The sequence below is a fragment of the Sphingobium sp. DN12 genome (genome assembly GCF_051058005.1).
Classification (GTDB): Bacteria; Pseudomonadota; Alphaproteobacteria; order Sphingomonadales; family Sphingomonadaceae; genus Sphingobium; species Sphingobium yanoikuyae.
In genome coordinates this window covers 66,366-90,812 of sequence record NZ_CP173717.1, presented here as the reverse complement: position 1 = coordinate 90,812, position 24,447 = coordinate 66,366, and the positions used below count along the sequence as shown (strand labels likewise).

24 protein-coding genes are annotated in these 24,447 nt (G+C 66.8%); 8 read left to right on the top strand and 16 right to left on the bottom strand.

Annotated features, from left to right (window positions below; translation table 11 throughout):
- Positions 1 to 2: 2 nt before the first annotated feature.
- Complete coding sequence (locus ACI6S0_RS00465; protein WP_434404579.1) at positions 3 to 293, bottom strand: type II toxin-antitoxin system RelE/ParE family toxin; 291 nt, start codon at positions 291 to 293, stop codon at positions 3 to 5.
- Between the two features lie 372 nt (positions 294 to 665).
- On the opposite strand from ACI6S0_RS00465, the gene rplJ reads away from it, so the two are divergent.
- The 3 genes from rplJ to ACI6S0_RS00450 all read left to right on the top strand — a co-directional run bounded on the left by rplJ (position 666) and on the right by ACI6S0_RS00450 (position 3,219).
- Entirely contained in the window at positions 666 to 1,181 is a 516-nt protein-coding gene (gene rplJ, locus ACI6S0_RS00460; protein WP_004210472.1) for a 50S ribosomal protein L10, read from the top strand.
- 72 nt (positions 1,182 to 1,253) lie between these two features.
- Positions 1,254 to 1,628, top strand: coding sequence for a 50S ribosomal protein L7/L12 (rplL, locus tag ACI6S0_RS00455; protein ID WP_004210471.1), 375 nt, complete (start codon positions 1,254 to 1,256; stop codon positions 1,626 to 1,628).
- 169 nt (positions 1,629 to 1,797) lie between these two features.
- A complete protein-coding gene (locus tag ACI6S0_RS00450) occupies positions 1,798 to 3,219 on the top strand; it encodes a carboxylesterase/lipase family protein (protein ID WP_434404578.1) in 1,422 nt (473 codons plus the stop codon).
- Between the two features lie 15 nt (positions 3,220 to 3,234).
- Here ACI6S0_RS00450 and ACI6S0_RS00445 read toward each other — a convergent pair whose 3' ends face one another.
- A complete protein-coding gene (locus ACI6S0_RS00445) occupies positions 3,235 to 4,674 on the bottom strand; it encodes a porin (RefSeq protein ID WP_434404577.1) in 1,440 nt (479 codons plus the stop codon).
- A gap of 143 nt (positions 4,675 to 4,817) precedes the next feature.
- Between ACI6S0_RS00445 and ACI6S0_RS00440 the strand changes: the two genes are divergently transcribed.
- The gene (locus ACI6S0_RS00440; RefSeq protein WP_434404576.1) at positions 4,818 to 6,326 is read left to right on the top strand and encodes an ABC transporter substrate-binding protein; all 1,509 of its coding nucleotides are present in this window, start codon (positions 4,818 to 4,820) and stop codon (positions 6,324 to 6,326) included.
- Between the two features lie 65 nt (positions 6,327 to 6,391).
- On the top strand, positions 6,392 to 6,814 hold the full coding sequence (locus ACI6S0_RS00435) for a DUF4112 domain-containing protein (protein ID WP_434404575.1): 423 nt from the start codon (positions 6,392 to 6,394) through the stop codon (positions 6,812 to 6,814).
- 142 nt (positions 6,815 to 6,956) lie between these two features.
- On the opposite strand, the gene ACI6S0_RS00430 is transcribed toward ACI6S0_RS00435, so the two are convergent.
- The 7 genes from ACI6S0_RS00430 to ACI6S0_RS00400 are packed head-to-tail and all read right to left on the bottom strand — an operon-like array spanning position 6,957 to position 14,714.
- The gene (locus ACI6S0_RS00430; RefSeq protein WP_434404574.1) at positions 6,957 to 7,664 is read right to left on the bottom strand and encodes a ribonuclease T2 family protein; all 708 of its coding nucleotides are present in this window, start codon (positions 7,662 to 7,664) and stop codon (positions 6,957 to 6,959) included.
- Complete coding sequence (gene nadC, locus ACI6S0_RS00425; protein WP_434404573.1) at positions 7,657 to 8,511, bottom strand: carboxylating nicotinate-nucleotide diphosphorylase; 855 nt, start codon at positions 8,509 to 8,511, stop codon at positions 7,657 to 7,659. The genes ACI6S0_RS00430 and nadC overlap by 8 nt, the downstream gene beginning before the upstream one ends.
- Complete coding sequence (locus ACI6S0_RS00420) at positions 8,508 to 10,634, bottom strand: prolyl oligopeptidase family serine peptidase (RefSeq protein WP_434404572.1); 2,127 nt, start codon at positions 10,632 to 10,634, stop codon at positions 8,508 to 8,510. Before ACI6S0_RS00420 ends, nadC begins: the two co-directional genes overlap by 4 nt.
- 32 nt (positions 10,635 to 10,666) lie before the next feature.
- Entirely contained in the window at positions 10,667 to 12,082 is a 1,416-nt protein-coding gene (gene cls, locus ACI6S0_RS00415) for a cardiolipin synthase (protein WP_434404570.1), read from the bottom strand.
- A gap of 24 nt (positions 12,083 to 12,106) precedes the next feature.
- Complete coding sequence (nadA, locus tag ACI6S0_RS00410) at positions 12,107 to 13,093, bottom strand: quinolinate synthase NadA (protein ID WP_434404569.1); 987 nt, start codon at positions 13,091 to 13,093, stop codon at positions 12,107 to 12,109.
- 44 nt (positions 13,094 to 13,137) lie between these two features.
- On the bottom strand, positions 13,138 to 13,851 hold the full coding sequence (locus ACI6S0_RS00405) for a DUF4230 domain-containing protein (RefSeq protein WP_434404568.1): 714 nt from the start codon (positions 13,849 to 13,851) through the stop codon (positions 13,138 to 13,140).
- Complete coding sequence (locus ACI6S0_RS00400) at positions 13,836 to 14,714, bottom strand: MBL fold metallo-hydrolase (protein ID WP_434404567.1); 879 nt, start codon at positions 14,712 to 14,714, stop codon at positions 13,836 to 13,838. The genes ACI6S0_RS00405 and ACI6S0_RS00400 overlap by 16 nt, the downstream gene beginning before the upstream one ends.
- Positions 14,715 to 14,960: 246 nt before the next feature.
- Here ACI6S0_RS00400 and ACI6S0_RS00395 point away from each other — a divergent pair, with 246 nt between their 5' ends.
- Entirely contained in the window at positions 14,961 to 15,851 is an 891-nt protein-coding gene (locus ACI6S0_RS00395) for a tyrosine recombinase XerC (RefSeq protein ID WP_434404566.1), read from the top strand.
- Positions 15,852 to 15,925: 74 nt separating this feature from the next.
- The gene (locus ACI6S0_RS00390) at positions 15,926 to 16,219 is read left to right on the top strand and encodes a hypothetical protein (protein WP_434404565.1); all 294 of its coding nucleotides are present in this window, start codon (positions 15,926 to 15,928) and stop codon (positions 16,217 to 16,219) included.
- A gap of 138 nt (positions 16,220 to 16,357) precedes the next feature.
- Here ACI6S0_RS00390 and ACI6S0_RS00385 read toward each other — a convergent pair whose 3' ends face one another.
- The 4 genes from ACI6S0_RS00385 to rsmI all read right to left on the bottom strand — a co-directional run bounded on the left by ACI6S0_RS00385 (position 16,358) and on the right by rsmI (position 19,429).
- Positions 16,358 to 16,957 (bottom strand): DedA family protein, encoded by a 600-nt coding sequence (locus tag ACI6S0_RS00385; protein WP_434404564.1) that lies wholly within the window; start codon positions 16,955 to 16,957, stop codon positions 16,358 to 16,360.
- A 141-nt stretch (positions 16,958 to 17,098) separates the two neighbouring features.
- On the bottom strand, positions 17,099 to 18,073 hold the full coding sequence (gene gshB / locus ACI6S0_RS00380; protein WP_313227870.1) for a glutathione synthase: 975 nt from the start codon (positions 18,071 to 18,073) through the stop codon (positions 17,099 to 17,101).
- Between the two features lie 148 nt (positions 18,074 to 18,221).
- A complete protein-coding gene (locus tag ACI6S0_RS00375; RefSeq protein WP_004210447.1) occupies positions 18,222 to 18,575 on the bottom strand; it encodes a YraN family protein in 354 nt (117 codons plus the stop codon).
- Complete coding sequence (gene rsmI / locus ACI6S0_RS00370) at positions 18,572 to 19,429, bottom strand: 16S rRNA (cytidine(1402)-2'-O)-methyltransferase (protein ID WP_434404563.1); 858 nt, start codon at positions 19,427 to 19,429, stop codon at positions 18,572 to 18,574. Before rsmI ends, ACI6S0_RS00375 begins: the two co-directional genes overlap by 4 nt.
- An 11-nt stretch (positions 19,430 to 19,440) precedes the next feature.
- Between rsmI and ACI6S0_RS00365 the strand changes: the two genes are divergently transcribed.
- Entirely contained in the window at positions 19,441 to 20,646 is a 1,206-nt protein-coding gene (locus ACI6S0_RS00365; protein WP_434404562.1) for a penicillin-binding protein activator, read from the top strand.
- A 37-nt stretch (positions 20,647 to 20,683) separates the two neighbouring features.
- On the opposite strand, the gene ACI6S0_RS00360 is transcribed toward ACI6S0_RS00365, so the two are convergent.
- From ACI6S0_RS00360 to ACI6S0_RS00350, 3 genes are read right to left on the bottom strand one after another with little or no spacing between them, the layout of a single operon-like run.
- Complete coding sequence (locus tag ACI6S0_RS00360; RefSeq protein WP_434404561.1) at positions 20,684 to 21,457, bottom strand: ABC transporter ATP-binding protein; 774 nt, start codon at positions 21,455 to 21,457, stop codon at positions 20,684 to 20,686.
- Positions 21,451 to 22,446, bottom strand: a complete 996-nt coding sequence (locus tag ACI6S0_RS00355; protein ID WP_434404560.1) for a FecCD family ABC transporter permease — start codon at positions 22,444 to 22,446, stop codon at positions 21,451 to 21,453. The genes ACI6S0_RS00360 and ACI6S0_RS00355 overlap by 7 nt, the downstream gene beginning before the upstream one ends.
- Before the next feature lie 12 nt (positions 22,447 to 22,458).
- Positions 22,459 to 24,303 (bottom strand): TonB-dependent receptor plug domain-containing protein, encoded by a 1,845-nt coding sequence (locus tag ACI6S0_RS00350; RefSeq protein ID WP_434404559.1) that lies wholly within the window; start codon positions 24,301 to 24,303, stop codon positions 22,459 to 22,461.
- Between the last annotated feature and the right edge of the window lie 144 nt (positions 24,304 to 24,447).

The following is a 24,447-nucleotide window of genomic DNA, read 5'->3' as shown; positions in this document are numbered from 1 at the left end:
GCTCAATCGATCCGGGCCGCCATATCCTTTGCCCTGGCGATGTCCCGCGGCTGGCTCGACTTGTCGCCACCAACCAGCAGGACGATCAGCCGATCCCCGCGCCGCACGAAATAGAGGCGATAGCCCGGACCGAAATCGACACGCGCCTCCAGCACACCATCGCCCACCGACTTCACATCGCCCAGCAATCCCAGTTCGAAGCGGGCAATCCGCCCGGCAATCTTCGACCGCGCCCGGCGATCGCGAAGCGCGGCGAACCATTCTGCAAAGATCGGCGTTTGCAGCACTTCCATGCCGACAACATATATGTGACACGTCGACGCTTATCAAGCCATCGTCGGCCGCACCCGCCGTCCTGCCAGCGTTTATCCGTTGCGTTCCATGCCCAAAATCTGTAAGGGCGCCCCAGCAGACCCGTGGCTGATGCCATTGGTCTTCCGTCCGAGACAGTTGGTGAAGGGAATTTGCCCTTCTTAATCTCCAGCCTAGACGGGGAAAAGTTCTTTACCGGACGGGCCACGCGCCCGATTCGGGTCTGCCTGATTTCCTTTTCGAGGATATGGGCCAGTCGACCTCTCCCCTTCGGACTTAACTGCCCCATGGCTTGCCATGGGTTTTAGCCGTTCGCGTGGCGCAAGCGACGCGAACATGAAGTGGAGAATGGCATGGATCGTAATCAGAAATCTGAGATCGTCTCCGCGCTGAACGCTCAGCTGGCAGAAGTTGGCGTGGTCGTCGTGACCCGCAACCTCGGCATGACCGTCGCTCAGTCGACCGTCCTGCGCCAGAAGATGCGCGACGCCGGTGCGTCCTACAAGGTTACGAAGAACCGCCTCGTCAAGATCGCCCTCGAAGGCACCGACTATACCGGCATCAGCGACCTGCTGACCGGCCCTGTCGGCCTCGCCTCGTCGGTCGATCCGGTTGCAGCCGCCAAGGTTGCAGTCGATTTCGCGAAGACCAACGACAAGCTTGAGATCGTTGGCGGCGCGATGGGCGAAGTGCTGCTCGATGCGGAGGGCGTCAAGGCCCTGGCATCGATGCCGTCGCTGGATGAACTGCGTGCGAAGCTGGTCGGCCTTCTGGTCGCCCCGGCTACCAAGCTCGCAACCGTCACCCAGGCACCGGCTGCGCAGCTTGCGCGCGTCTTCAACGCCTATGCGGAGAAGGAAGCGGCCTGAGCCGCCCCTCATCCTCATTAACTTTTGAACCTCATTTGTTCGGGGCGATCGCCCCTTAGAAGGAATTGAAAAATGGCAGACATCAACGCTCTGGTCGATCAGCTCTCGGCCCTCACCGTCCTCGAAGCCGCTGAGCTGTCGAAGGCTCTGGAAGAAAAGTGGGGCGTTTCGGCCGCCGCTGCTGTCGCTGTGGCCGCTCCGGCTGCTGGCGGCGCCGCTCCGGCTGCTGAAGAGCAGACCGAATTCGACGTGATCCTGACCGGCGACGGTGGCAAGAAGATCAACGTCATCAAGGAAGTCCGCGCCATCACCGGCCTGGGCCTGACCGAAGCCAAGGCTCTGGTCGAAGGCGCCCCGAAGGCTGTCAAGGAAGGCGCCAGCAAGGACGAAGCCGAAAAGCTGAAGAAGCAGCTGGAAGAAGCCGGCGCGACCGTCGAGCTGAAGTAAGCTGTTGCGGCCTTGCTTCGGCAAGGCCCGGCTTTCCGGTTGCAACCGGAGAAATTTGGGGTGGTGCCTTCGGGCGCCGCCCCTTTTTCTTTGTCCGATCAAGCTGATTGATTTCCGCGCCATATTTGCCTCTATTCCCGCCCAGACAATGGAATGGAGGATGCAGGCGATGCGGCGGACCACTATCATCGGGCTGAGCGCCCTGTTGCTCGGCACCGGCACCCTTGGCACGGCGCCGCTCGCCGCCCGTTCCCCCACGCCCCAGCCGCAGATGGTCCAGACCGAGGCGGGTATCGTCCATGGCGCGCTCGACGCCGGGGTAGAAAGCTGGAAGGGCATTCCCTTCGCCGCGCCGCCGGTCGGCGACCTGCGCTGGCGCATGCCCCAGCCCGTGGCCCGCTGGCAGGGCGTGCGCGAAGCCACCGCCTATCGCAACGACTGCATGCAGCTTCCCTTCCCCAGCGACGCCGCGCCGCTCGGCACCCCGCCGGCCGAGGATTGCCTCTACGCCAATGTCTGGAAACCCGCCGGCGCGAGCGCGAAGCTGCCGGTCCTGTTCTGGATCTATGGCGGCGGCTTCGTGAATGGCGGATCGTCGCCGCCGACCTATTCGGGTGCCGCGCTGGCAAAGCAGGGGCTGATGGTGGTCAGCTTCAACTATCGGCTCGGCCGCTTCGGCACCTTCGCCCACCCCGCCCTTGCCGCCGCAAATGAGGACAAGGGCCTCGCCGGCAATTACGGCCTGATGGACCAGGTCGCGGCGTTGCAATGGGTGAAGCGCAACATCGCCCGCTTCGGCGGCGATCCCGCCAACATCACCATCATCGGCGAAAGCGCGGGCGGCATGTCGGTCCATGCGCTGCTGACCTCGCCTTTGTCGCAGGGCCTGTTCCAGCGCGCGGTCATCATGTCGGGTGGCGACGGCCAGATGATGGGCCCCAAGGACGGCAGCGCCGCGACGATCGGCGAAGCCTTCGCCGCGACCAAGGGGATCAAGGGCAGCGACGCCGCCACGCTCAAGGCGCTGCGCGCCCTGCCCGCCGACCAGGTGATCGACGGCCTCAATCTGGAGGGCATGTTCAAGGGCCAGCTCGGCCCCTACAGCCCGCCCTTCCCCGACGGGAAGATCGCGGTCAATCCCGCCGCCGCCTATGCCAGCGGCAATTTCGCCCATGTGCCGGTGATGGTCGGCGCGACCGGCGCCGACATTGGCGGCCCCACGGGCTTCATGGTCGGCGGCGCCCGCACCGTCGCCGCCACGCTCGCGGCGGCGAAGCTGCCGGTCTATGCCTATCGCTTCGACTATGTCGCCACTTCGATGGGCAAGCCGGGCGCCGGCCATGCCACCGACATCCCCTATTTCTTCGACACCCAGGCGATCAAATATGGCGCCGCGACCACGCCGCGCGACAATGATATGGGTCGCACCATCAGCGCCTATATCGTCAATTTCGCGCGCAGCGGCGATCCGAACGGCACCGGCCTTGCCGCCTGGCCGCGCTATGACGCGAGCGAGGACCGGATCATGTTGTTCAACCCCGGCGGCAAGGCCGCAGCGCAGAAGGATCCGCTACCGCCGGTCACGCCCTGAGGGTAGATTGGCCGGTCAGTAGTTCCACTGCACCTGGGTGCGGATCAGATTGCCTTCCGCCCGGCCGGTGCGGCGTTCGTCGGCTTCGGCGCGCTTCATCCGGCTATAGGCGAAGGTGAATTCCAGCGCCTTCCACGGCTGCCATTCGATACCCAGTTCGAACTCGTCGGTTTCCAGCCGCGGCGCGTTGGTGCCGGCCTTCCACCCGCCGCGATAATGCTGCCAGCGGCCATAGGGCATCAGCGCACCGATCGTCTCGGTCGGCAGGCGATACATCATCTGGACATAGCCGCCGCTCAGATTCTTGGTCGTGATCGACTGGAGGTCGCGGTCATATTCCGGCCCCTTGCCCCAATTCCATTCGGCCTGGATGCCGAAGGGCTGGGGATAGAGGATGGCGTGCAGGCCGACGCGATCATCGTCATAGGCGATCGTGCTGACGCCGCCGCTACGCAGTTCGGGCTGCACATCGTTCATCATCGCCGATCCGCCGATTTCCAGCACCTGCCCCTCAAAGGCATCGCCCAGCCCATCCAGCTCGAACGGCCAGGTCGCAAAGGCGACCTTCATCAGCCCGCGATTCTGTTCGGTTCGGTTGGTGCCCTGCCCGTTGAAGACACCAAGGCCGAACGCGCCATAATTGCCGAACAGCTTCTGCCCGTCATGCCCCAGCCGGTCCCAGATCTGCTGCACCGACGACGGGGTATAATAAGTGACAATGCCCAGATCGCGCTCGCTGGGCACTGCGCTGTTGATCGCGTCGCTGCGGTCCAGTGTCAGCCGGTTGGATGAGGACTGCATATTTTCCCAGCCGAACGGCACCTTCGACTGACCGAAGCGCACACGCCAATTCTTGTCCTTGTCGAGGAAGACGTCGGCATAGGCATCGCGCAGCTGGACAAAGCCCTCGCGCCGCTCGCTGCCCGCCTGGTTGTTCACCGCCGACGCGAAATCGGACTGGAGATAGAGCGACACCCGGTCCGACACATCGCCCTGCAGCACCAGCCGCGCCCGGCGCAGCGAGAAGCCGCCGCGGTCCGAGATCGAACTGTCATGGGGAGAACGCAAACGGGACTGGCCGGCCGGCGCCGTATCGTCGCCCGACAGGAAGGCGTTGTAGCGCATCTGGGTATAGCCGCGCAGCGACAGCTTCTCATACCAGGCCTTGGACTTGGGCGCCTCCGCCGACACCGGGACGGCCGCCGGCGCGGGCGGCGCAGCGGCGAGCGTGACAGGCGCAGCAGGCGCCGCAGCGGCTTCCACTGCGGGCGCGGGCGCGGCCGCCATCGGCTGCGTGCCCTTGTTGGCGGCCAGTGCGGCGGTCAGCGCCTGCACCTGCGCCTTGAGTTCGTCGATCTGGCGCTGCAAGGCCGCATTATCCTGCGCCTGTACCGGCGCGGAGATCATCAGCGTAGCCAGCGCGGTGCCGGCGGCCAGTCGCAATCGGAGCGTCATTCCTGTCCATTCCCCTGTTTCGGGGACGCCAGTATGAATCTTATGTTACATCGCAGCGTCTTTCAGATGTCGGTTTTGTGACATCGGCAGAAGCGCCGATCGCGGTTGGCGGCGGCGCCCCATCGGGCTAAGCCCGTTCCTGCATGTTCGCCGTCCCGCCTCGCCTGCGCGCCCTGTCGCGCCGCGCCGCCCTGATCGCCGGGGCCAGCCTCGGCCTCGCGCTCGGCAGCTGCTCCGACGAAGGCAGCGGCCCGGTGGTGGTCAGCGTCATCGGCAGCCGTACCGAACTTGCCAAGCCCTTGCAGAACCTGCCCAATCCGGCGGCCAAGCTGATCCTGGAGGCCACCGCCCAGGGGCTGGTCGCCTTCGATGCCGGCGGCGACATATTGCCGGCCCTCGCCCAGCGCTGGGTGGTGGAGGATGATGGGCGCAGCTATATTTTCCGCCTGCGCCGCGCCTTCTGGGCCAATGGCGCCCGCGTCACCGCGCCCGATGTCGCCCGCATGCTGATGGCGCGGATCGAGATGCTGCGCCAGCTCGACCCCGACGGGCCGCTCGACGCGGTGCAGGCGGTCGTGCCGATGACCGGCGAGGTGATCGAGATTCGCATGGCCGCCGCCCGCCCCTATGTGCTGCAGATGCTGGCCCAGCCGCAAATGGCGGTGCTGTCGCGCGACGGCGGCACCGGCCCCTATCGCAGCGTCTGGCGCAGCGGCGCGGCGATGCTCGCCCCGGTCGATCGCCTCAGCGGCGACGATGCCGACAGCGATGAGGAGGAAGCCGGCGTCCCCGCCTGGCAGACCCGCGTGCTGCGCGCCGAGCGCGCGTCCCTCGCCATCATCCGCTTCCGCGAGAAACAGTCGGCGCTGGTGCTGGGCGGCCGCTATGCCGACCTGCCCCTGCTGGTGCCCGCCGGCATCGATCGCGACGCCGTGCGGATGGACCCGGTGCAGGGCCTGCTGGGCCTTGCCGTTACCGGCAAGGGCGATCTGCTCGACGATGACGGCGTGCGCGCCGCGATCAACATGGCGGTCGATCGCAACCAGCTGCTCCAGATGTTCCCGCTGGGCGGCTGGGCGATCAGCGAGCAATTGCTGCCCGGCCAACTCGACCTGCCGGTGGCGCCGCCAACGCCCGCCTGGGTCGGGCAGGCGATGGATGATCGCCGCGCACAGGGCCGCGCCATCATCGACCGCTGGCGCGCCACCCATGGCGATCCGCCGCCACTGCGCATCGCCCTGCCCGCCGGCCCCGGCTCGACCCTGTTGTTCGGCCTGTTGGCGCGCGATCTGGGCGCCATCGGCCTGGCCGCAGAGCGGGTCGATCTGGCCGACAAGGCGGACCTGTCCCTGATCGACGAGGTCGCGGCCTATGACAGCGCGCTCTGGTATCTCGGCCGCATCGGCTGTGCCCGCAAGATTCACTGCAGCCCGGAAGGCGAATCTGCGCTGCAGGCCGCCAGCCTTGCCAGCACGGCGGAGGAACGCGCCGCCCGCGTCGCCCAGGCAGTGGGTCTGATTCAGGCCCATAATGGCTATATCCCGCTCGGCGCGCCGATCCGCTGGTCGCTGGTGTCGAAACGGCTCAGCGGCTTTCTGCCCTCGCCGCGCGGTCGCCACCCATTGAACCATCTCTTCCGCAGCACCAATTAAGGGTCTGCGCCCTTTTTGCTGCGCCGGACGTTATCCGGCAGCACAGGGCTTTGGAGAGTGATGGAATGCCCGTTTCGGCCAAGCAGTTCGATGACCTTGTTCGTGACATGCCCGGCTTCGGCCGCGACCCCGCCTCGATCCGGCGCCGGATCGAGATGATGGAGGCCGTGCTGGAGGGGCTGTTCGTCATCCCCGGCACCAAGCGCCGGGTCGGCCTCGACAGCCTGGTCGGCCTCGTCCCCGTCGTGGGCGACATCGCGACCGCCGCCATGGGCGCCTGGATCGTGTGGGAAGCCCGCAATCTCGGCCTGTCGAAATGGCAGCTCACCCGTATGGCCGCCAATGTCGGCGTCGACACGCTGGTCGGCGCCATCCCCTTTGCCGGCGATATCTTCGACTTTCTCTACAAGTCGAACACGAAGAATCTGCGCATCATCCGCAAGCATCTCGATCGCCACCATCCCTCGACGGTGACGATCGACGGCTGACATGCACCATCGTTGATCCTCCCCTGCCAGGGGAGGGGGATCGGCAAAGCCGGTGGAGGGGCGTCCCGCTCTCGGTCGAGCGCCGCCCCTCCGCCTGACCCGCGATCATTGCCCCTTCCACGCGGGAAAGGGCGCCTGGGTCTCAGCCCCTCGGCTCGATCCGCAACTGCGCCCGGTCGCGCACGCCCCCCTGCTGCGGCGGGCAGGCCATGTAGCGATATTTGCGGTCCATGCAGATCCACACTTCGCTCAACGCGCCGTCGCGGCTGACGTTCAGGCGAATGCCGTCCGCCACCATGCCCTTGTTCTCCGCCGCGAATGCCTTGGCGAAGTCCTGCGCCGACAGGGTCGGCCGCGCGGCCAGCGCCGCCATGTCGGGATAATGCAGCGCCTGATAGAGCTTGCGCGACAGGGCAAAGAATTTGGTCGGCATGGTCGGCATGCAGGTGCCATGCTTGACCCACTCATGCTGGATCAACTGCACTGACGGCGTCGAACAGAGATGCTCGCGGATCACCTTGCGCGGCAACGGGGCGGCCGGCTTGCAATATTGCGGCCATTCCTTGCCATAGCCGTCGGGCCACAGGCCATGCAGGGTGAAACCGAAATCATTGCCCGACCCGCACTGGAAAGCATCGCGGGCGCCGCCGCGCGACGTCTTGCAATATTGCGGGCTCCAGCTGACCGCCAGCGTGTAATAGCCGATCGGCAGCACGCGCTTGGGCTCGTCGGCGCTCGGCCCTTCCACCTGCGGGCGGGCGATGATCTCGGGCAGGCGGCACTGATTGGCCTGGGCATGGGCGATGCCGGGCAGCAGCAGGGCAATCAGGGGCAGCAGATATTTACGCATGGGAAAAATCCAGTCCGATGTCGGCGGCAGGGGCAGATTGGGTGAGGCGGCCGACGCTGATATAGGTAACGCCGGTCTCCGCCTTGGCGCGGATCGTCTCCAGCGTGACGCCGCCCGATGCTTCGGTCGGCACCCGGCCGCCGACCAGGGTGACGGCGCCACGCAACGTGGCTGCATCCATATTGTCGAGCAGCAAATGGGTGGCACCGGCGGCCAGCGCCGGCTCGATCTGGTCGATCCGATCGACCTCGACGATGATCTGGGCGATGCCGGCGGCAACCGCACGGCGCGCCGCTTCCTCGACCGACCCGGCGACCGCGACATGATTGTCCTTGATCATCGCCGCATCCCACAGGCCCATGCGATGATTGGTCGCGCCGCCCATGCGGGTGGCATATTTCTCCAGCCGGCGCAGGCCCGGAATGGTCTTGCGCGTATCCAGCAAAGTCGCGCCCGTGCCCAGGATCGCGTCGACATAGGCGCGGGTCATGGTGGCGATGCCGGTCAGATGCTGCACCGTGTTGAGCGCCGACCGCTCGGCCGTCAGCAGCGCGCGCGCCTTGCCCCGGATGCGCATGATGTCGGTCCCCGCCGCCACCCGGTCGCCATCCTGGTGCAGCAGTTCGATCTCGACATCGGGATCAAGCGCGCGGAAGAAGGCGACCGCGATCGGCAGGCCGGCCAGCGTCACCGCATCGCGGCTGTCCATCACCCCGTCGAAGATCGCATCGGCCGGGATCACCGCCTCGCTGGTGACGTCGCGCCCCTCCGGCCCCAGATCCTCCGCCAGCGTCGAAGCGACAAAGGCGTCGAGATCGAAGCCCTCCAGGGTGAAAGCCGTGCTCACTTCTTCTTCTCCACCAGTTCGCGGGTGAGGAAGGCGTGCAGCAGCGCCGCGCGCACCGCATCCTCGGCATGGTCGGCGCCGACCGAATGGCCGCCTTCGCGATATTCATGATAATAGACCGTGCTGCCGGTCGCCTTCAGCTTCGCCGCCATCTTGCGCGCATGGCCCGGATGCACCCGGTCATCCTTGGTCGACAGGTAGAAGAAGGCGGGCGGATAATGCACCCCGGCCTTCACATTCTGATAGGGCGACCATTTGGCCATGAACGCCCAGTCCGACGGCACATCGGGATCGCCATATTCCGCCACCCACGACGCGCCGGCCGACAAATGCGAATAGCGCTTCATGTCCTCCAGCGGCGACCCCGCGATCACCGCACCATAAAGGTCGGGCCGCTGGGTCATCGCCGCGCCCACCAGCACGCCGCCATTGGAGCGGCCGGAAATGCCGATATCGCCCTTGGTCGACACGCCGGTCTTGACCAGATCCTCGGCCACCGCCGCCAGATCGTCGAACGCATTCTGGCGCTTCTCGCGCAGCGCATCCTGATGCCAGGCCGGGCCATATTCGCCGCCGCCGCGGATATTGGCGAGGACATAGGCATTGCCATCCTCGACCCAGAACAGGCCCAGCGGCCCGGCGCGATAGGGTTCGGTGGTGAGGTAGGTCGGCGTCTGCGCCGCGCGGAACCCGCCATAGGCATGGATGAACGCCGGCACCGGCCCCGTCACGCCCTTCTTGCGCGCCAGGAAATAGGGTATTTTCGTCCCGTCCTTCGACGTCGCAAAGCGCTGCTCCACCACGAACTGGCTGGCGTCGAAGCGCGCCGGCAGTTGCTGGATCGTGCGTGCCGGCCCCTGCGCGCCCGCCACCATCAGGCTCGGCGGGGTCAGCATCCCCTCGACCGAGGCGAACACCCGGTCGCCCTTGTCATCGGTGCCGACCAGATGGACCGTCGCCTTGTCGGCCAGCGGCACCGAACGGCTGGTCCAGCGGCCGGTGGCGGCATCGCGGTTCATCGCCAGCAGCGCGCCCGACACATTGTCGAGCTGCTTCACCCACAGGATATGGTCGGTGGTGCGCACTTCCTCGACCACGGTGGTCGCGGTCGGCTTCAGCACGACCTGCGGCGCCCCCGCCTTGCCCGCCGCCACATCGGCGATCGGCCAGGACACCAGCGATCCGGTCGGAATATCACCCAGCGGCTTGTTCAGCAGCACGATCATCTGGCCGCCGATCAGGCCACGGAAATCGGCCGTGTCGGGCACCGGCGTGCGGATCAACTGGCCGTTCGCGCCCTGGATATAGAGGTCGTTGGTGTAGAAGGTCAGCGCCCGGTCGATGAAGACCCAGCGCTTGGCCCCGTCCTGCTCGACGCGCGGCCGCACCGAAATATCGCTGTCGACGCCTTCCTTGACCAGCGTTGCGGCCGACAGCGGCGTGCCCCGCTTCCAGCGCTTGACGATACGCGGATAGCCCGACGCGGTCAGCGATCCCGCGCCATAGTCGGTGCCGACCAGCAGCGTGTCCTTGTCGGCCCAGGCGACGTCGCTCTTGGCTTCGGGCAGGGTAAAGCCGCCCTCGACGAACTTGCCGGTGGCGAGGTCATATTCGCGCACGACATCGGCATCGGTGCCGCCCGCGCTCAGCGAGATCAGGCAACGGCTGTAGTCGGGCGCCAGGCAATCGGCACCATGCCAGACCCAGCTCTTGCCCTCCGCCTTGCCCAGCGCATCGACGTCGATGATCGTCGTCCAGTTGGGCTTGCCGGCGAGATAGGATGCCAGATCGCTCGACCGCCACAGGCCGCGCGGATTCTTCGCGTCGCGCCACAAATTGGTGACGCGGTCGCCCATCACCTTGTCGGGCACCGCAATCTGGCTTTCATCGTCCAGGATCGCCCGCGCCCGCACCCGGTCCGCCTCGAAATGCGGGCTGGCGCGCAACAGCTTTTCCGTCTCGCCATTCCACTGCTCGACCTGCGCGATCGCCTTGGCGCCCTCGATATCCTCCAGCCAGAGATAGGGATCATCGCCCGTGGCGGGCGCGGCGGCGATCAGGGCAGGAGCGGAAGCGATGGCGATCGCCATCAGGGCGGAACGGAGCGTCAGCTTATGTCTCATGGCCCGATGCGATAGGCGATGATGCGGGGCCGTTACAACAGCGAGCCGACCATCCGCGCGACATTTTCCGCAACCTTGCGATAGAGCGGCCGCGCCCGCCATGTTTCGCGGTCCAGCGTCTCCGCCCGCGCCATGAAACGGCGCTGCACCAGCTCCACCGCCGCCACCGTTTCCGCGTCATAGATGAGCAGACTCGCTTCCTCGTTCAGCTCGAAACTGCGCATGTCGACATTGGAGGAGCCGACCACCGCCAGCCGACCATCGATGCTGACCGTCTTGGCATGGACGAATTCGGGCCGGTGGGCATGGATGCCGATGCCCGCCGCCATCAGCTCGGCATAATAGGAGGCCTGCGCCGCATGGACCAGCCACTGGTCGACCGGCTTGGACACGATCAGGTCGACCTTCACCCCGCGCACCACCGCCGTGCGCATCGCATCGACCAGGTCATCGTCGGGGATGAAATAGGGCGTCACCAGCATCACATGGCTGCGCGCCTGGTGCAGCTGCCACACCAGCAGCGTCTTGAACCCTTCCAGCGGATAGTTGGACCCGCTCGGCAGCAATTGCGTCACCGCGTCGCCGGCCGGCTCGGGAATGACCACCGGCCCATCGGGCAAGCGGTGCGTCTCCATATACCAGTCGGCCCGCACCAGCGCCTCCAGCTCCGCCACCACCGGCCCGGTTACCCGCGCCACCAGTTCCTGGTTGACGATGCCGGGCTTGAAGTCGCGCGCGACGATATTCTGCGATCCGACATGGCCGATCACCCCGTCGATCACGAACAGCTTGCGATGGTTGCGCATGTCGCGCCTTGTCCGTCCGCGGATCCAGCGGAACGGCAGGGCAGCACACAGCTCGACGCCCGCCGCCGTCAGCATCGCCTCCATCCCCTTGCGCCAGGGCCGCGACCCGACCGGATCATACATCACCTGCACGGTGACGCCGCGCTTCACCGCCGCGCCCAGCGCATCGGCCACCCGCCGCCCCACCGCATCATCGGCAAAGATATAGACCAGGATGCGCACGCTGTGCCGCGCGGCGTTGATATCCGCCACCAGCCGGTCGATCGCGACGATATAGTCGAAGATCAGATCGACCCGGTTGCCGCCGGTCGCCGGCATCTTGCCCAGCTTTGCGGCGAGGTCGACGATCGGCGCGCGATCGGGGTCGGGTGATGGCGCATGGGGCAGCAGCCGCGCGGCAATGCCGCCGAACCAGGGATCAAGCTCGCCGAACCGCGCGCGCCGCCATTCGGGGAAACGCGGGCTGCCGATGATCCAGAAGAGGATCAGCCCCGGCACCGGCAGGAAGAAGATCAGCAGCAGCCAGGCCCGCGTCGCCGCCGGCGTCCGGCGAAAGGGCACGGCGATCAGCGCGCCGATGCGGATCGCCCATTCGAGGCAATAATAGAAAAGGCCGAAGTCGCTGTCGGGGAGGTTGACCATGTGACCGACCTCCCCCGTCTATCCTCAGCGTGCGCCCAGATCGCCCTGGCCGACCGTGCCGCTGGCCATTTCCAGCATCCGGTCCAGGCTCTTCTTGGCGGCGACACGCAGCGTCTCGTCCATCTCGATGCGCGGGCTCAGGTCGCGCAGCGACAGATAGAGCTTCTCCATCGTGTTGAGCGCCATATAGGGGCAGATATTGCAGTTGCAGTTGCCGTCCGCGCCCGGCGCGCCGATGAAATTCTTGTCCGGCACGCTTTTTTGCATCTGGTGGATGATATGCGGTTCGGTGGCGACGATCAGCGTGTCGCCCGGCATCGTCTTGGCAAAGTCGAGGATGCCGCTGGTCGACCCGACATAATCGGCATGGTCGACGATATAGGGCGGGCATTCCGGGTGCGCGGCGACCGGCGCCTGCGGATGCTGGGCCTTGAGCTTCAGCAATTCGGTCTCGCTGAACGCCTCATGCACGATGCACACGCCCGGCCACAACAGCATGTCACGACCCAGCTTGCGCTTGAGGTAGCCGCCCAGATGCTTGTCAGGGCCGAAGATGATCTTCTGATCCTTGGGGATCTGCGCCAGGATCTTCTCGGCCGACGACGATGTCACGATGATGTCGGACAGCGCCTTCACCTCGGCCGAACAGTTGATGTAGCTGAGCGCAATATGATCGGGATGCGCCTCACGGAACGCCTTGAACTGGGCGGGCGGGCAGCTGTCTTCCAGGCTGCAGCCGGCGTCCATGTCGGGCAGCACCACGATCTTCTGCGGCGACAGGATCTTCGCCGTCTCGGCCATGAAGCGCACGCCACAGAAAGCGATGACATCGGCGTCGGTCTCGGCCGCCTTGCGCGACAGTTCCAGGCTGTCACCGACGAAATCGGACAGATCCTGAATCTCGGGCGACTGGTAATAATGGCCCAGGATGACAGCGTTGCGCTCCTTGCGCAGGCGGTCGATCTCCACGCGCAGGTCCGTCCCCTGCGGAATATCGGTGAAAGCGTTCATACCCTGTGACTCCTCGGTCCCTTTGCGGGGTCTTGGCACGCGCCCTAGCGCTGTGGGCGCTTGTTTGCCAGTACCTCGTTAACCGGCGTGGTCACGTCCCAGCGATCGCGATTGGGTCGTTCCGCCGGAAAAGTGACGATCACCCGCGCATCGCCCTGCCCGGCCGCCGCCAACGGCGCCGCCATCAGCTTTACCAGCGCGGCCCGGCCATATTCGCGCGCCTGCGCCATCCGCTCGGGCGACCCGGCCGATTTGGCGGCCCGCGCCTGCGCGTAAGCAGACGTGCGCCGGCTCAGTTCCTCGCCCGCCTCGCGCGTCACGAACAGGCCGCTGGTGCGCACCAGGGTGCGCTGGCTCTCGTCGACATTGGGCTTGCCGACGGTCACGTCAGGCGCATTGACGATCAGGGTGCGGCGCTCCGCATCCCATTCCAGGTCATCCGCGCCGATCGCGCCGACATTGACGAAATAATCGACCGAAAAGGGCATCTTCACCACCTGGTCGGACTTCAGCCAGCCAAAGCCGCGCACATCGCGCGCGCTGCTCTGGATCGTACCGCTGAGTTCCGAAACCTTCAGGCTACTGGTGCCGGCGATCCTTTCGGCAATGACCTTGGTCACCGCCGTCCCGTCATCCTCGACGCTCACCACATAGTCGCGATTATAGCGCTGCCAGCCGACCAGCATCGCCCCGCCGACGATCAGGATCAGCAGTGCGACCGCGACCGGCCCGGCATAGCGCTTCAGCGCATCTGCCATCGCCCATCCTCCAGCGGCACGGCCATGCCCCGGCCATTGAGGTCGATCAGGTGCGCCAGCACCGATCGCCCGGCCGCCCCGTAAAGGCGCGGGTCCACGCCTTTGTACATCTCCGCCACCATGTCGGGAATGGCGCTGTCGCCATTGCGCTCCAGGAAGCGCATGATCTGTCCCTCGCGCTGCTTGCGATGGCCCATCATGCCGCGCACCAGCCGCTGCGGATTGTCGATCGGCTCGCCATGGGCCGGATAATAGACGATATCGTCCCGCTCCAGCAGCCGCTGCATCGATCGCATATAGGCGGTCATGTCGCCATCGGGCGGGGAAATGACGCTGGTCGACCAGCCCATCACATGGTCGCCGGTGAACAGCGCCTTGTCCTCAGCCAAGGCAAAGCAGAGATGATTGGACGTGTGGCCCGGCGTCGCCACCGCCGTCAGCGTCCAGCCGGTGCCGGCCATCCCCTCGCCATCGCCCAGCACCCGGTCGGGCCGATAGTCCGCGTCGAAGGCCGCGTCCGCGCGCGGCCCGTCGTCGTTCAGCGTCAACGGCGCACAGCCGATGATCGGCGCGCCGGTCAGCGCGCTCAGCGGCCGCGCCGCCGGGCTATGGTCGCGATGGGTATGGGTGCAGAGGATCGCCACCACCGGCCGCCCGCCGATCGCCGCGATCAGCGCGTCGAGATGCTCGGCCTCGTCCGGCCCCGGATCGATCACCGCCACATCCGCGCCCCCGACCAGATAGGTCTGGGTGCCGGTATAGGTGAAGGGCGACGGATTGGGCGCCAGCACGCGCGCCACCAGCGGCGACAGCGTCATCAGGATGCCGGTCGGCAAATCGGCCGGATCGAACGGGGTAGCCATGGCCCCCATGTGCCCATTTTCCGGCGGATTTCAAGGGCCGCAGATGACCGTCACCCGAGCCTTCGCTGGGGTGACGATCAGATAGGAGGGCCACCTGTCCTACATCGCCCCCCTCTGCTAGGCTGCCGCCATGCGCAACGCAGCCTCTCCCCGCATCTCCCGCTTCACGCAACAAGATTTCCAACTCTTGTTTCATACTGTCAAAATGTGCGGGAAATATGCGAAGTTAAGCGCGGCATTTCCAACATGACACCCTCCCTCCCCGAACGCTGGCGCCAGCATCTCAGCCTCGACCGGCGGCGCTCCACCCATACGGTGCGGGCCTATGTCGCCACCGCCGAGCGGCTGGTCGCCTTCCTCGCCGAGCATCAGGGGCAGGCCGTGACCGCCGCCAGCCTCGCCCGGCTGGAGCAGGCGGACCTGCGCGCCTATCTTGCCAGCCGCCGGGTCGACGGCATCGGCAACATCTCCGCCGCGCGCGAATTGTCGGCGGTGCGCGGCTTCCTAAAATTTGTCGGCGGCGCAGAAGCCCGCGTCCCCCAGCTCAAGGGGCCACGGGTCAAGCGCGGCCTGCCCCGCCCCATCTCCCCCGACGAGGCGCTGGCTCTGGCCGGCGACATTGCCGAGGGCGCGCGCGAAGAGTGGATCGGCGCGCGCGACTGGGCGGTGCTGCTGCTGCTCTATGGCGCGGGCCTGCGCATTGGCGAGGCGATGGGGCTGATGGGCGACATCATGCCGCTGGGCGACACGCTGCGCGTCACCGGCAAGCGCGGCAAGACGCGGCTGGTGCCGCTGCTGCCGCAGGTCCGCGCCGCGATCGAGGCCTATGCCGACCAATGCCCCTGGTCGCCGGAGCGCGACCAGCCACTGTTCCGGGGGGCGCGCGGCGGTCCGCTTTCGGCCGCGCTCATCCGCCGGTCGGTGCAGGGCGCGCGCGGGCGCCTCGGCCTGTCGGACCGCACCACGCCCCATGCGCTGCGCCACAGTTTCGCGACCCATCTGCTCGGTCGCGGCGCCGACCTGCGCTCTCTCCAGGAACTGCTCGGCCATGCCAGCCTGACCTCGACCCAGGTCTATACCCAGGTCGATGCCGCCCATCTGCTCGACGTCTATCGCGCCGCCCATCCCCGCGCCTGAAACGGCCATGGATTCGCCGTAATCCTGCGTCAGCCTGCCTGGCAGATCCCCGTTGCGACCGGAGGAACCCCAGGATGCTGCGTCTGTTGATGGCCCTGCAAAGCGTTGGCGGCACCGACATCCCGCCCGATTTCGACCTTCAGAAGGTGCAGCCCGCGCCCAGTCCCAACGCCATCGTCGTCACCGGCCGTCGCCGCGACGAACGGGTCGAGCGCGAGGTCGCCGCCACCGGTGACGAGCCACCGCTCGGCCGTGCCGAAACCACCCTGTTCGGCAAGGTAAAGGGCAATGTTCATGTCGAGAGCCAGGGCATGGGCAACGGCACAACGTCGCAGCGGGTGATGGTGGGGATCAAATTGCCCTTCTGAGCTTGTCTGAAAAATCGCGAAAGGGCGATTTTCAATACGGTACCAGCCCACTCCCCCGCCCAACCGCCCGATCCAGTGTCATCCTGTCGGGTGGTTGGGCGGGGGCGCGGGCTGGTACCGGCTTTCTCAAACAGACTCTTATCCTTTGGGCCGCCAGGTCGCCAGCCGCCAGAGATAGAGCAGCACCGCGCCGACCACACAGGCGGTCGCCACCGGTCCCACATATTTGTCGATGTCGCGGAAATTCTGGCCAAGCAGGAAACCGGCATAGGCCAGCACCAGATTCCACACCAGCGCGCCGCCGGCAGTCCAGATCAGGAAGCGCACATGGCCCATGCGGAACAGCCCGGCGGGCAGCGAGATCATCGTGCGGAAGGCCGGCATGAAGCGGAAGACGAAGACGACGATCTGGCCATATTTGCCGAACAGCCGGTCCAGCGCCTCGACATCGCGCCATTCCAGCGTCGCCCAGCGGCCATAGCGATCGACCAGCGGTTTGAGCCGCCCGAAGCCCAATATATGGCCGACCAGATACCAGAAATAATTGCCGATCGTGGTGCCCAGCGTGCCCGCCAGCAGCAGTCCCTCCATCGCCATCCGCCCCTGGCCGACGCGGATGCCGCCAATCCCCATGATCAGTTCGGACGGGATCGGCGGAAAGACATTTTCGAGGATCATCAGCAGGAAGATCCCCCAATAGCCCCCCGCATCGATCAGCCGCAGCACCCAGTCGGTCATGCCCCTATGTCCGTTCGTGCTGAGTAGCGGCTGAGCGAAGTCGAAGCCTCGTATCGAAGCATCGCGTGCAACATCCTTCGATACGCCATTTCGACATGCTCAATGGCTACTCAGGACGAACGGAGGAATGGCGCACATCCGTCAGGCCGCCGCCCGTGCCGCCAGGCGCGCGTCGATCGCGTCCCAGATCATGCCGCCGGTATCGGTGCCGTCGAACGCGTCGATCGACACGATGCCGGTCGGCGACGTCACGTTGATTTCGGTCAGCCATTCGCCGCCGATCACGTCGATGCCGACGAACAGCAGCCCGCGGCGCTTCAATTCCGGCCCCATCGCCTCGCAGATTTCGCGCTCGCGATCGGTCAGCACGGTCTTGGCCGCCGATCCGCCGACCGCCAGGTTGGAGCGGATCTCGCCCGCGCCGGGGATGCGGTTGACCGCGCCCGCGACCTCGCCATCGACCAGCACGATGCGCTTGTCGCCCTGCGCGACGCCGGGGATGAAGGCCTGCACCATGAAGGGTTCGACCCACGAAGCCTTGAACAGTTCCACCAGCGACGACAGGTTCGCGCCATTGCTGCCGACATGGAATACCGCGACGCCGCCATTGCCATAGAGCGGCTTCACCACGATCTCGCCATGCTCGGCGAGGAAGCTCTTCACCTCGGCCAGGTCGCGGGTGATCATCGTCGGCGGCATGAAGCGGGCATAGTCGAGCACGAACAGCTTTTCGGGCGCATTGCGGACGCTGGCCGGATCGTTCACCACCAAAGTCTCTTCCTGCACCCGCTCCAGCAAATGGGTGGCGGTGATGTAGCTCAGGTCAAAGGGCGGGTCCTGCCGCATCCACACGACATCGACGTCGCGGCCCAGATCCAGCATCTCCGGCTCGCCCAGCGCATAATGATCGCCATCGACCTTCTGCACCTTCACCGGCCGCGCCTTGGCCAGCACCCGGCCGTCGCGATAGGTGAGGTCGGGCGCCAGATAATGATAGAGCTTATGCCCCCGCGCCTGCGCCGCCAGCATGATGTGGAAGGTCGAATCGCCGGCGATCCTGATCCCTTCCATCGGGTCCATCTGCATGGCGACGGTCAGGGGGTTGAGTTCGGTCATCGGCGCGGTTTCCTTCCATATCCGTTCGTGCTGAGTAGGGACTGAGCGAAGACGAAGTCCCGTATCGAAGCATCATTCGGCACTCACCCTTCGATACGCCCCTTCGACTTTTCTCAGGGGGCTACTCAGGGCGAACGGCGGATGATTTTCACCCCCCATGCCAGACATTGGCCAGATGGCGTGGCGGGCGGCCGGGCGCAAGGAGGATGACGTCAATTCGCATGTCGTCTCCGGGTCTTGCCAGCTGATGCCACAATATTTCGGCGCTCGCCGCCACCCGCGCCAGCCGGCGCTGATCGATCGCGACGTCCAGTTCGGCGTCGGTGGCCCGGCTCTTCACCTCGACAAAGGCCAGCATCGCCCCCTTGCGCGCGACCAGGTCGACCTCGCCCGCGGGCGTGCGCAGGCGCTGGCCGACGATCTGCCAGCCCTTGAGGCGCAGCCACCAGGCGGCGATGCGTTCGGCCTGCCGGCCGCGCTTCTCCGCCTGCTGGCGGTTCACGCCTCGCGTTCTCCCTTGAGTTCGTTCGCCCGGTCATAAAGCGTCCGCCGGTCGAGCCCCAGCTTCTTGGCGACCTCGCCCGCCGCCTTCGACACCGGCAGCCGGGTCAGCGCCTCCCGCAGCGCCGCATCGGCATCCTCGGCGCTGGCCGGCGGCGCCTCGCCGGGCGGGCCTACGATGACCACGATCTCGCCCTTGGGCGGGGCATCGGCATAGCGGGCGGACAGTTCCGTGAGCGTGCCAGTCGCCGTCTCCTCGAAGGTCTTGCTGATCTCGCGACTGACCGCCGCCTCGCGATCGCCCAGCGCCGCCGCCATCGCGGCCAGGCTGTCCGACAGGCGCGGTCCGCTTTCGTAGAAGACCAAAGTCGCGCGCAGCGTCACCACCTCGGCCAGCACGTCGCCGCGCGCCTTCGCCTTGCTGGGCAGGAAGCCCATGAACAGGAACCGATCGGTCGGCAGGCCAGAGAGCGTCAGCGCCGCGATCGCCGCGCTCGGCCCCGGCAGGGTCGTGATCTTGCGCCCGGCCGCCCGCGCGTCGCGCACCAGCTTGTAACCCGGATCGGAAATCAGCGGCGTCCCCGCGTCCGACAGCAGCGCCACCGATTCGCTCGCCATCCGCTCGATCAGCCGCTGCCGCACATTTTCGGCGCTATGGTCATGATAGGGAATCATCGGCCGATCCGACCCCGCATGGCGCAGCAGCCTTGCGCTGACCCGTGTATCTTCCACGGCGACCACGTCGGCCAACCGCAGGACTTCCGCCGCGCGCGGCGTAAGGTCTCCAAGGTTGCCGATCGGCCCCGCCACGATGTAAAGCCCAGGCTCAAGCCCGGATGCCAATATAGTTTCCATAAGGATCCCAGATGACAGAGACGGATGCCCCCCGGCAAGCGAACATGTTCGCGGCGATGAAGCGCAGCGCGCGATTGCTGTTCGTTGCCAGCACCATCATGCTTGCCGCCTGTCAGTCGATCGTGCCCAAGGGCCCCGGCCCCGCCCAGCCCACCGGTCCCGCCAAGCCGACCGGCCCGGAAGTGACCCAGGGCCTGCCGACCGACACCGCGCGCCACCGCGTCGCACTGCTGGTGCCGACCAGCGGCCCCAATGCGGGCGTGGGCCAGTCGATCGCCAATGCCACCACCCTGGCGCTGATGGACATCAAGACCGACAAGGTCCGCATCACCACCTATGACACCGCCACGGGCGCGGCGGCCGCCGCCAACCGGGCGCTGGCCGACGGCAACCGCCTGATCCTGGGTCCGCTGCTCGCCGATGACGCCCGCATCGTCGGGCCGATCGCGGCCAAGGCCAATGTCCCGGTCATCAGCTTCTCCAACGACACCAGCGTCGCGGGCAGCAACATCTTCCTGATGGGCTATACCCCCAACCAGTCGATCGAGCGGGTGATCGGCTTCGCCCGTGAAAAGGGCCTGTCCAATTTCGGCGCGCTGGTGCCGCGCGGCACCTATGGCGAGCGCGCCGGCAATGCGCTGCTGCGCGCGGTCGAACAGGCCGGCGGTACGGTCGTGTCGATGCAGACCTTCGACCGCACCCCCGCCTCGATCACCGCTGCGGTCAAGAAGCTGCAGGCCTCGTCCAGCTATGACGCGCTGCTGATCGCCGACAGCGGCCGGGTCGCGCTGCAGGTCGCGCCGATCGTGCGCAAGAATGGCGGCGCCAGTGCCCGCCTGCTCGGCACCGAAATCTGGAATACCGAAGAATCGCTGGCCGCCAGCCCCGTGCTGCGCGGCGCCTGGTATGCCAGCGTGTCGGACGGCCTCTATCGCCAGCTCGCGACCAAATATCGCACCCGTTACGGCAGCGCGCCCTTCCGCCTGTCCTCGATGGGCTATGACGCGGTGCTGCTGACGGTGCGGATCGCCCAGGACTGGAAGCCGGGTTCGCCCTTCCCGACCGCGCGCCTGCGCGATCCGGGCGGCTTTGCCGGCATCGACGGCGCCTTCCGCTTCAACCGCAACGGCATCGCCGAACGCGCGCTGGAAGTGAGCGAGGTCGGCGCCGGCACGATCAGCGTGGTCGATCCCGCCCCACGCGGCTTCGGCAATTAAGCAAAGGGGGCCGGAAGGCCCCCTTTTTCGTTACGGATCAGACCCGCGCCGTCGGCACGATCAGCGGCAGGCCGTCGCTGACGTCGATCCGCGCGGCGACGCCATAGACGGATGCCAGGCGCTCCGGCGTCAGCACGTCCATCGGCGCCCCGTCCGCCACCAGCGCGCCGCCATCCATCAGCAGCAGCCGGTCGCAATAGCGCGCCGCCATGGCGAGGTCATGCAGCACGGTGACGACCAGCGCCCCGCCCTGCGCCTGCGCCCGCAACAAGGCCATAACGTCGATCTGGTGGCCGGGGTCGAGCGCGGCGAGCGGCTCGTCGGCGATCAGCGCCGGCGCGCCCACCGCCAGCGCCCGCGCCAGCAGCACCCGCGCCCGCTCGCCGCCCGACAGCTCGGTCGCGATCCGGCCCTTGAAGCCGGTGACATCGGCGCGGACCATCGCGTCCTCGATCGCCGCGTCATCGTCGGCGGTCAGGCGCGACAGCGGCCCCAGATGCGGCAACCGCCCCAGCGCCACCAGCCGCTCGACCGCCAGGGGCCAGTGCAATGTCTGGCCCTGCGGCAGATAGGCGATGGACCGCGCCACCGCCGGGCGCGACAGCCGCTCGACCGGCGTGCCGTCCAGCAGCGCGCGTCCGGCGGCCGGCTTCACCAGCCCCAGCAGTGCCCGCACCAAGGTCGACTTGCCCGCGCCATTGGGGCCGATCACGCCGATCAACTGGCCCGGCGCCATGGACAGATGGACGCCACGCACCGCCAGATGGCGGCCCAGCCGGACGTCCAGTTGCTCGGTCGACAGGGTCACCATAGCCGCCGCTCCCGCATCAGGTGAATGAGGAAGACCGGCACGCCCAGCATCGCCGTCAGCACGCCCAGTTTCAGCTCGCTGCTGGTCGGGATGATGCGCACGCCGATATCCGCCAGGGTCAGCAGCACCGCGCCGCCCAGCATAGAGGGCAGCAGCAGCGCGGAAGGCGAGCGATCGGTCAGCGGCCGCACCAGATGCGGCACGATCAGGCCGACGAAGCCGATCGATCCGGTCACCGCTACCGCCCCGCCGACGCCGATCGCGACGCCCGCCATCAGCCGCAGCCGCGCCCGCGACAGGTCGACGCCCAGCGCCCGCGCGCCATCCTCGCCCAGGGTCAGCGCGTCGAGCGCGCGCCCGTCATAGAGCAGCAGCGCCGCACCGACCGCGATGCAGGGCAGCGCCAGCAGCAGATGGTCGATGCTGCGATTTTCCAGGCTCCCCATCAGCCAGCTCATAATCTCCATCGCGGCAAAGGGATTGGGGGAGAGGTTCAGCGCCAGGCTGATCCCCGCCCCCGCCAGCGTCGCGACGGCAATGCCGGCCAGGATCAGCGTCAACGGGCTTTCCGACGGCCCGGCAAGCAGGAACAGCGCGCCGATCGCCGCCAGGGCCGTGACGATCGCCAGCAGCGGCAACGCCATCGGATGCAGTTCGGACAGGCCGAAATAGAGCGCGATCACCGCCCCCAGCGCCGCCGCATTGGACACGCCGAGCACGGCGGGTTCGGCCAGCGGATTGCGCAGATAGCCCTGCAATGCCGCGCCCGACAGGCCCAGCATGCCGCCGACCAGCAGGCCGATCGCCATGCGCGGCAAGCGCAGGTCGATGACGATCGCGCGCGCCACCATGTCGCCGCCGCCCGCCAGCACCGCCAGGATGCGGGCCGGCGCGATCGTCACCGATCCCAGCGCGACCGACGCGATCGCCGCGACCAGCAGCAGGGCGATCAGCCCCGGCAGCAACAAAGGATGCCGCCGCCCGCTCATGCGCGCCGCCCCTTAGAAGCGGACACGCACGCCGCCATAGGCCGACCGGCCATAGGTGCCATAGCCATAGGCCGTGGCGTAATCCGCATCGAACAGATTGTCGATCCGGCCATAGACTTCCAGATGCTCGCCCACGGGGAAGGATGCGCGCAGCCCGGCCAGCGCATAGCCGTCGAGCCGGCGCGTGTTGGCCGTGTCGTCATAGCTGTCGCCGACCATGGTCAGGGTCGCGCCGGTCGACAGGCCGAAGGCCCAGAGATAGTCGGCCGACACACTGACCGCATTGGCGGCGCGGCGCGGCAGGCGATTGCCGTCGGTGACCCCGCCCGACCGGTCGCGCGCATCGACATAGGAGTAGGATGCCGCCACCGTCAGCGCCTCGACCGGCTTCAGCGTCAGCGTCGCTTCCACGCCCTTGGCGCGGGTCCGGTCCAGATTGCCATAGGTGTAGGTCGCATAATCATAGTTGATCTGGTTGCGGGTATCGCGCCGGAACGCCGTCAGCGACAGCATAGCCTTGTCCCCGTCCAGGCTCTGGTCGAAGCCGACATCATAGCTTTTCGACCGCTCAGGCCGCAGCGCGCTGTTGCCGCTATAGGTGTCGTAGAGCTGATAGAGCGACGGCGCCTTGAACCCCTCGCCATAGGAAAGGCGGATATTGGTCGCGCCGGCGTTCGGCGTGTAATTGGCGTTCGCGCCAAAGGTGGTCGCGCCGCCGAACTGGCTATGATCGTCATGGCGCAGCCCACCAGTGACGGCGAGGCCGGCAAGCGGCTTCACCACCGCCAGCGCATAGACGCTGTCGATGTTCGCCTTCGCGCTCGCTATGTCGCCAAAGCCGAAATACTCATAGTCCGGCCGCTCATGCTCATAGCCGAAGATCAGCTTGGCCTGATCCACCGGGGCATAGACGCCCTCATATTCGAACCGCAGATTGGTGCCCGAATAGCCATAGTCCGGGTCAGTGCCGCGCACGAAATAATAGTCGCGATCGTTGCGCATCCAGGTGACGGCGGCCCGATTGGTCAGCTTGCCGTCGAGCAGCGCCAGGTTGATCCCGGCATAGCCGACATATTGGTCCAGCTTGCTGACGTCGCTGCTGTCGGCCGGCGCGCCGAAGAAGCTGTCATAGTCGAGATCGGCATGGATATAGTAACCGCGCAGGTCGAGGCTGAGCGTGTCGGAAAAGGCGATCTTCAGCTTGGCGTTGGTGGCGATATTCTCATAGCCGTCCTTCTCCACGCCGCCGAACGACCGGCCGACCGAGGAAATGCCGTCGGTGTTGAAATAGGCGACGCCGACGCCGCCGGACACCGCGCCACGCGTGCCCGACACATCGGCCTTGGCGTTCAGCGTGTCGCTATAGCCATAGTCGGCCGAGGCATTGACCTCGAAACCCTCGCTCGGCGCGCCGGTCATCACATTGACCACGCCGCCGATCGCCTGACTGCCATAGACGACCGAGTTGGAGCCGCGCAGCACTTCGATCCGGCGGATATTGCCGGTCAGCAGATGGCCGAAATCATAGCCGTCGCCGATGCCGCTCGGGTCGTTGACCTTGACCCCGTCGATCAGCACCAGCGTCTGGGTCGTCTCCGCGCCGCGCAGCGACACGCCGGTCACGCCGCCGGTCGAGCCATTGCGGCTGAAGCGGACGCCCGGCGTGGTGGCGAGCAGATCGACGACATCGACCGCCTGGCGCGTCCTGATCGTGTCGGCATCGATCACCGTGATCGCCTGGCCGACCTCGTCGCGCGGCTGCGCAATGCCCGAAGCGGTGACGACGATATCATCGTCTTGTGCCAGTGCCGGCGTAGCGGCCAGCAGCGCGATCAGCGAAATCCCCAACATCTTCATTTTATCGTCCCCCGGCGTCCGTCGATTTGGAACCGGGGCGTCCGCACATGCGGTCGCTGCGTGAGGATCGGGAAGACGCCAGCGCCCCGCCCCACGCACCGATGCGGCCCCGGCCGCCATGGGCGTCGCTCGACGGAAACACCG

Bases quoted from the DNA above. Each gene is read 5' to 3' on its own strand.
- ACI6S0_RS00465 (WP_434404579.1), bottom strand. From the start codon at position 293: ATGGAAGTGCTGCAAACGCCGATCTTTGCAGAATGGTTCGCCGCGCTT.
- rplJ (WP_004210472.1), top strand. From the start codon at position 666: ATGGATCGTAATCAGAAATCTGAGATCGTCTCCGCGCTGAACGCTCAG.
- rplL (WP_004210471.1), top strand. From the start codon at position 1,254: ATGGCAGACATCAACGCTCTGGTCGATCAGCTCTCGGCCCTCACCGTC.
- ACI6S0_RS00450 (WP_434404578.1), top strand. From the start codon at position 1,798: ATGCGGCGGACCACTATCATCGGGCTGAGCGCCCTGTTGCTCGGCACC.
- ACI6S0_RS00445 (WP_434404577.1), bottom strand. From the start codon at position 4,674: ATGACGCTCCGATTGCGACTGGCCGCCGGCACCGCGCTGGCTACGCTG.
- ACI6S0_RS00440 (WP_434404576.1), top strand. From the start codon at position 4,818: ATGTTCGCCGTCCCGCCTCGCCTGCGCGCCCTGTCGCGCCGCGCCGCC.
- ACI6S0_RS00435 (WP_434404575.1), top strand. From the start codon at position 6,392: ATGCCCGTTTCGGCCAAGCAGTTCGATGACCTTGTTCGTGACATGCCC.
- ACI6S0_RS00430 (WP_434404574.1), bottom strand. From the start codon at position 7,664: ATGCGTAAATATCTGCTGCCCCTGATTGCCCTGCTGCTGCCCGGCATC.
- ACI6S0_RS00420 (WP_434404572.1), bottom strand. From the start codon at position 10,634: ATGAGACATAAGCTGACGCTCCGTTCCGCCCTGATGGCGATCGCCATC.
- cls (WP_434404570.1), bottom strand. From the start codon at position 12,082: ATGGTCAACCTCCCCGACAGCGACTTCGGCCTTTTCTATTATTGCCTC.
- nadA (WP_434404569.1), bottom strand. From the start codon at position 13,093: ATGAACGCTTTCACCGATATTCCGCAGGGGACGGACCTGCGCGTGGAG.
- ACI6S0_RS00405 (WP_434404568.1), bottom strand. From the start codon at position 13,851: ATGGCAGATGCGCTGAAGCGCTATGCCGGGCCGGTCGCGGTCGCACTG.
- ACI6S0_RS00400 (WP_434404567.1), bottom strand. From the start codon at position 14,714: ATGGCTACCCCGTTCGATCCGGCCGATTTGCCGACCGGCATCCTGATG.
- ACI6S0_RS00395 (WP_434404566.1), top strand. From the start codon at position 14,961: ATGACACCCTCCCTCCCCGAACGCTGGCGCCAGCATCTCAGCCTCGAC.
- ACI6S0_RS00390 (WP_434404565.1), top strand. From the start codon at position 15,926: ATGCTGCGTCTGTTGATGGCCCTGCAAAGCGTTGGCGGCACCGACATC.
- ACI6S0_RS00385 (WP_434404564.1), bottom strand. From the start codon at position 16,957: ATGACCGACTGGGTGCTGCGGCTGATCGATGCGGGGGGCTATTGGGGG.
- gshB (WP_313227870.1), bottom strand. From the start codon at position 18,073: ATGACCGAACTCAACCCCCTGACCGTCGCCATGCAGATGGACCCGATG.
- rsmI (WP_434404563.1), bottom strand. From the start codon at position 19,429: ATGGAAACTATATTGGCATCCGGGCTTGAGCCTGGGCTTTACATCGTG.
- ACI6S0_RS00365 (WP_434404562.1), top strand. From the start codon at position 19,441: ATGACAGAGACGGATGCCCCCCGGCAAGCGAACATGTTCGCGGCGATG.
- ACI6S0_RS00360 (WP_434404561.1), bottom strand. From the start codon at position 21,457: ATGGTGACCCTGTCGACCGAGCAACTGGACGTCCGGCTGGGCCGCCAT.
- ACI6S0_RS00355 (WP_434404560.1), bottom strand. From the start codon at position 22,446: ATGAGCGGGCGGCGGCATCCTTTGTTGCTGCCGGGGCTGATCGCCCTG.
- ACI6S0_RS00350 (WP_434404559.1), bottom strand. From the start codon at position 24,303: ATGAAGATGTTGGGGATTTCGCTGATCGCGCTGCTGGCCGCTACGCCG.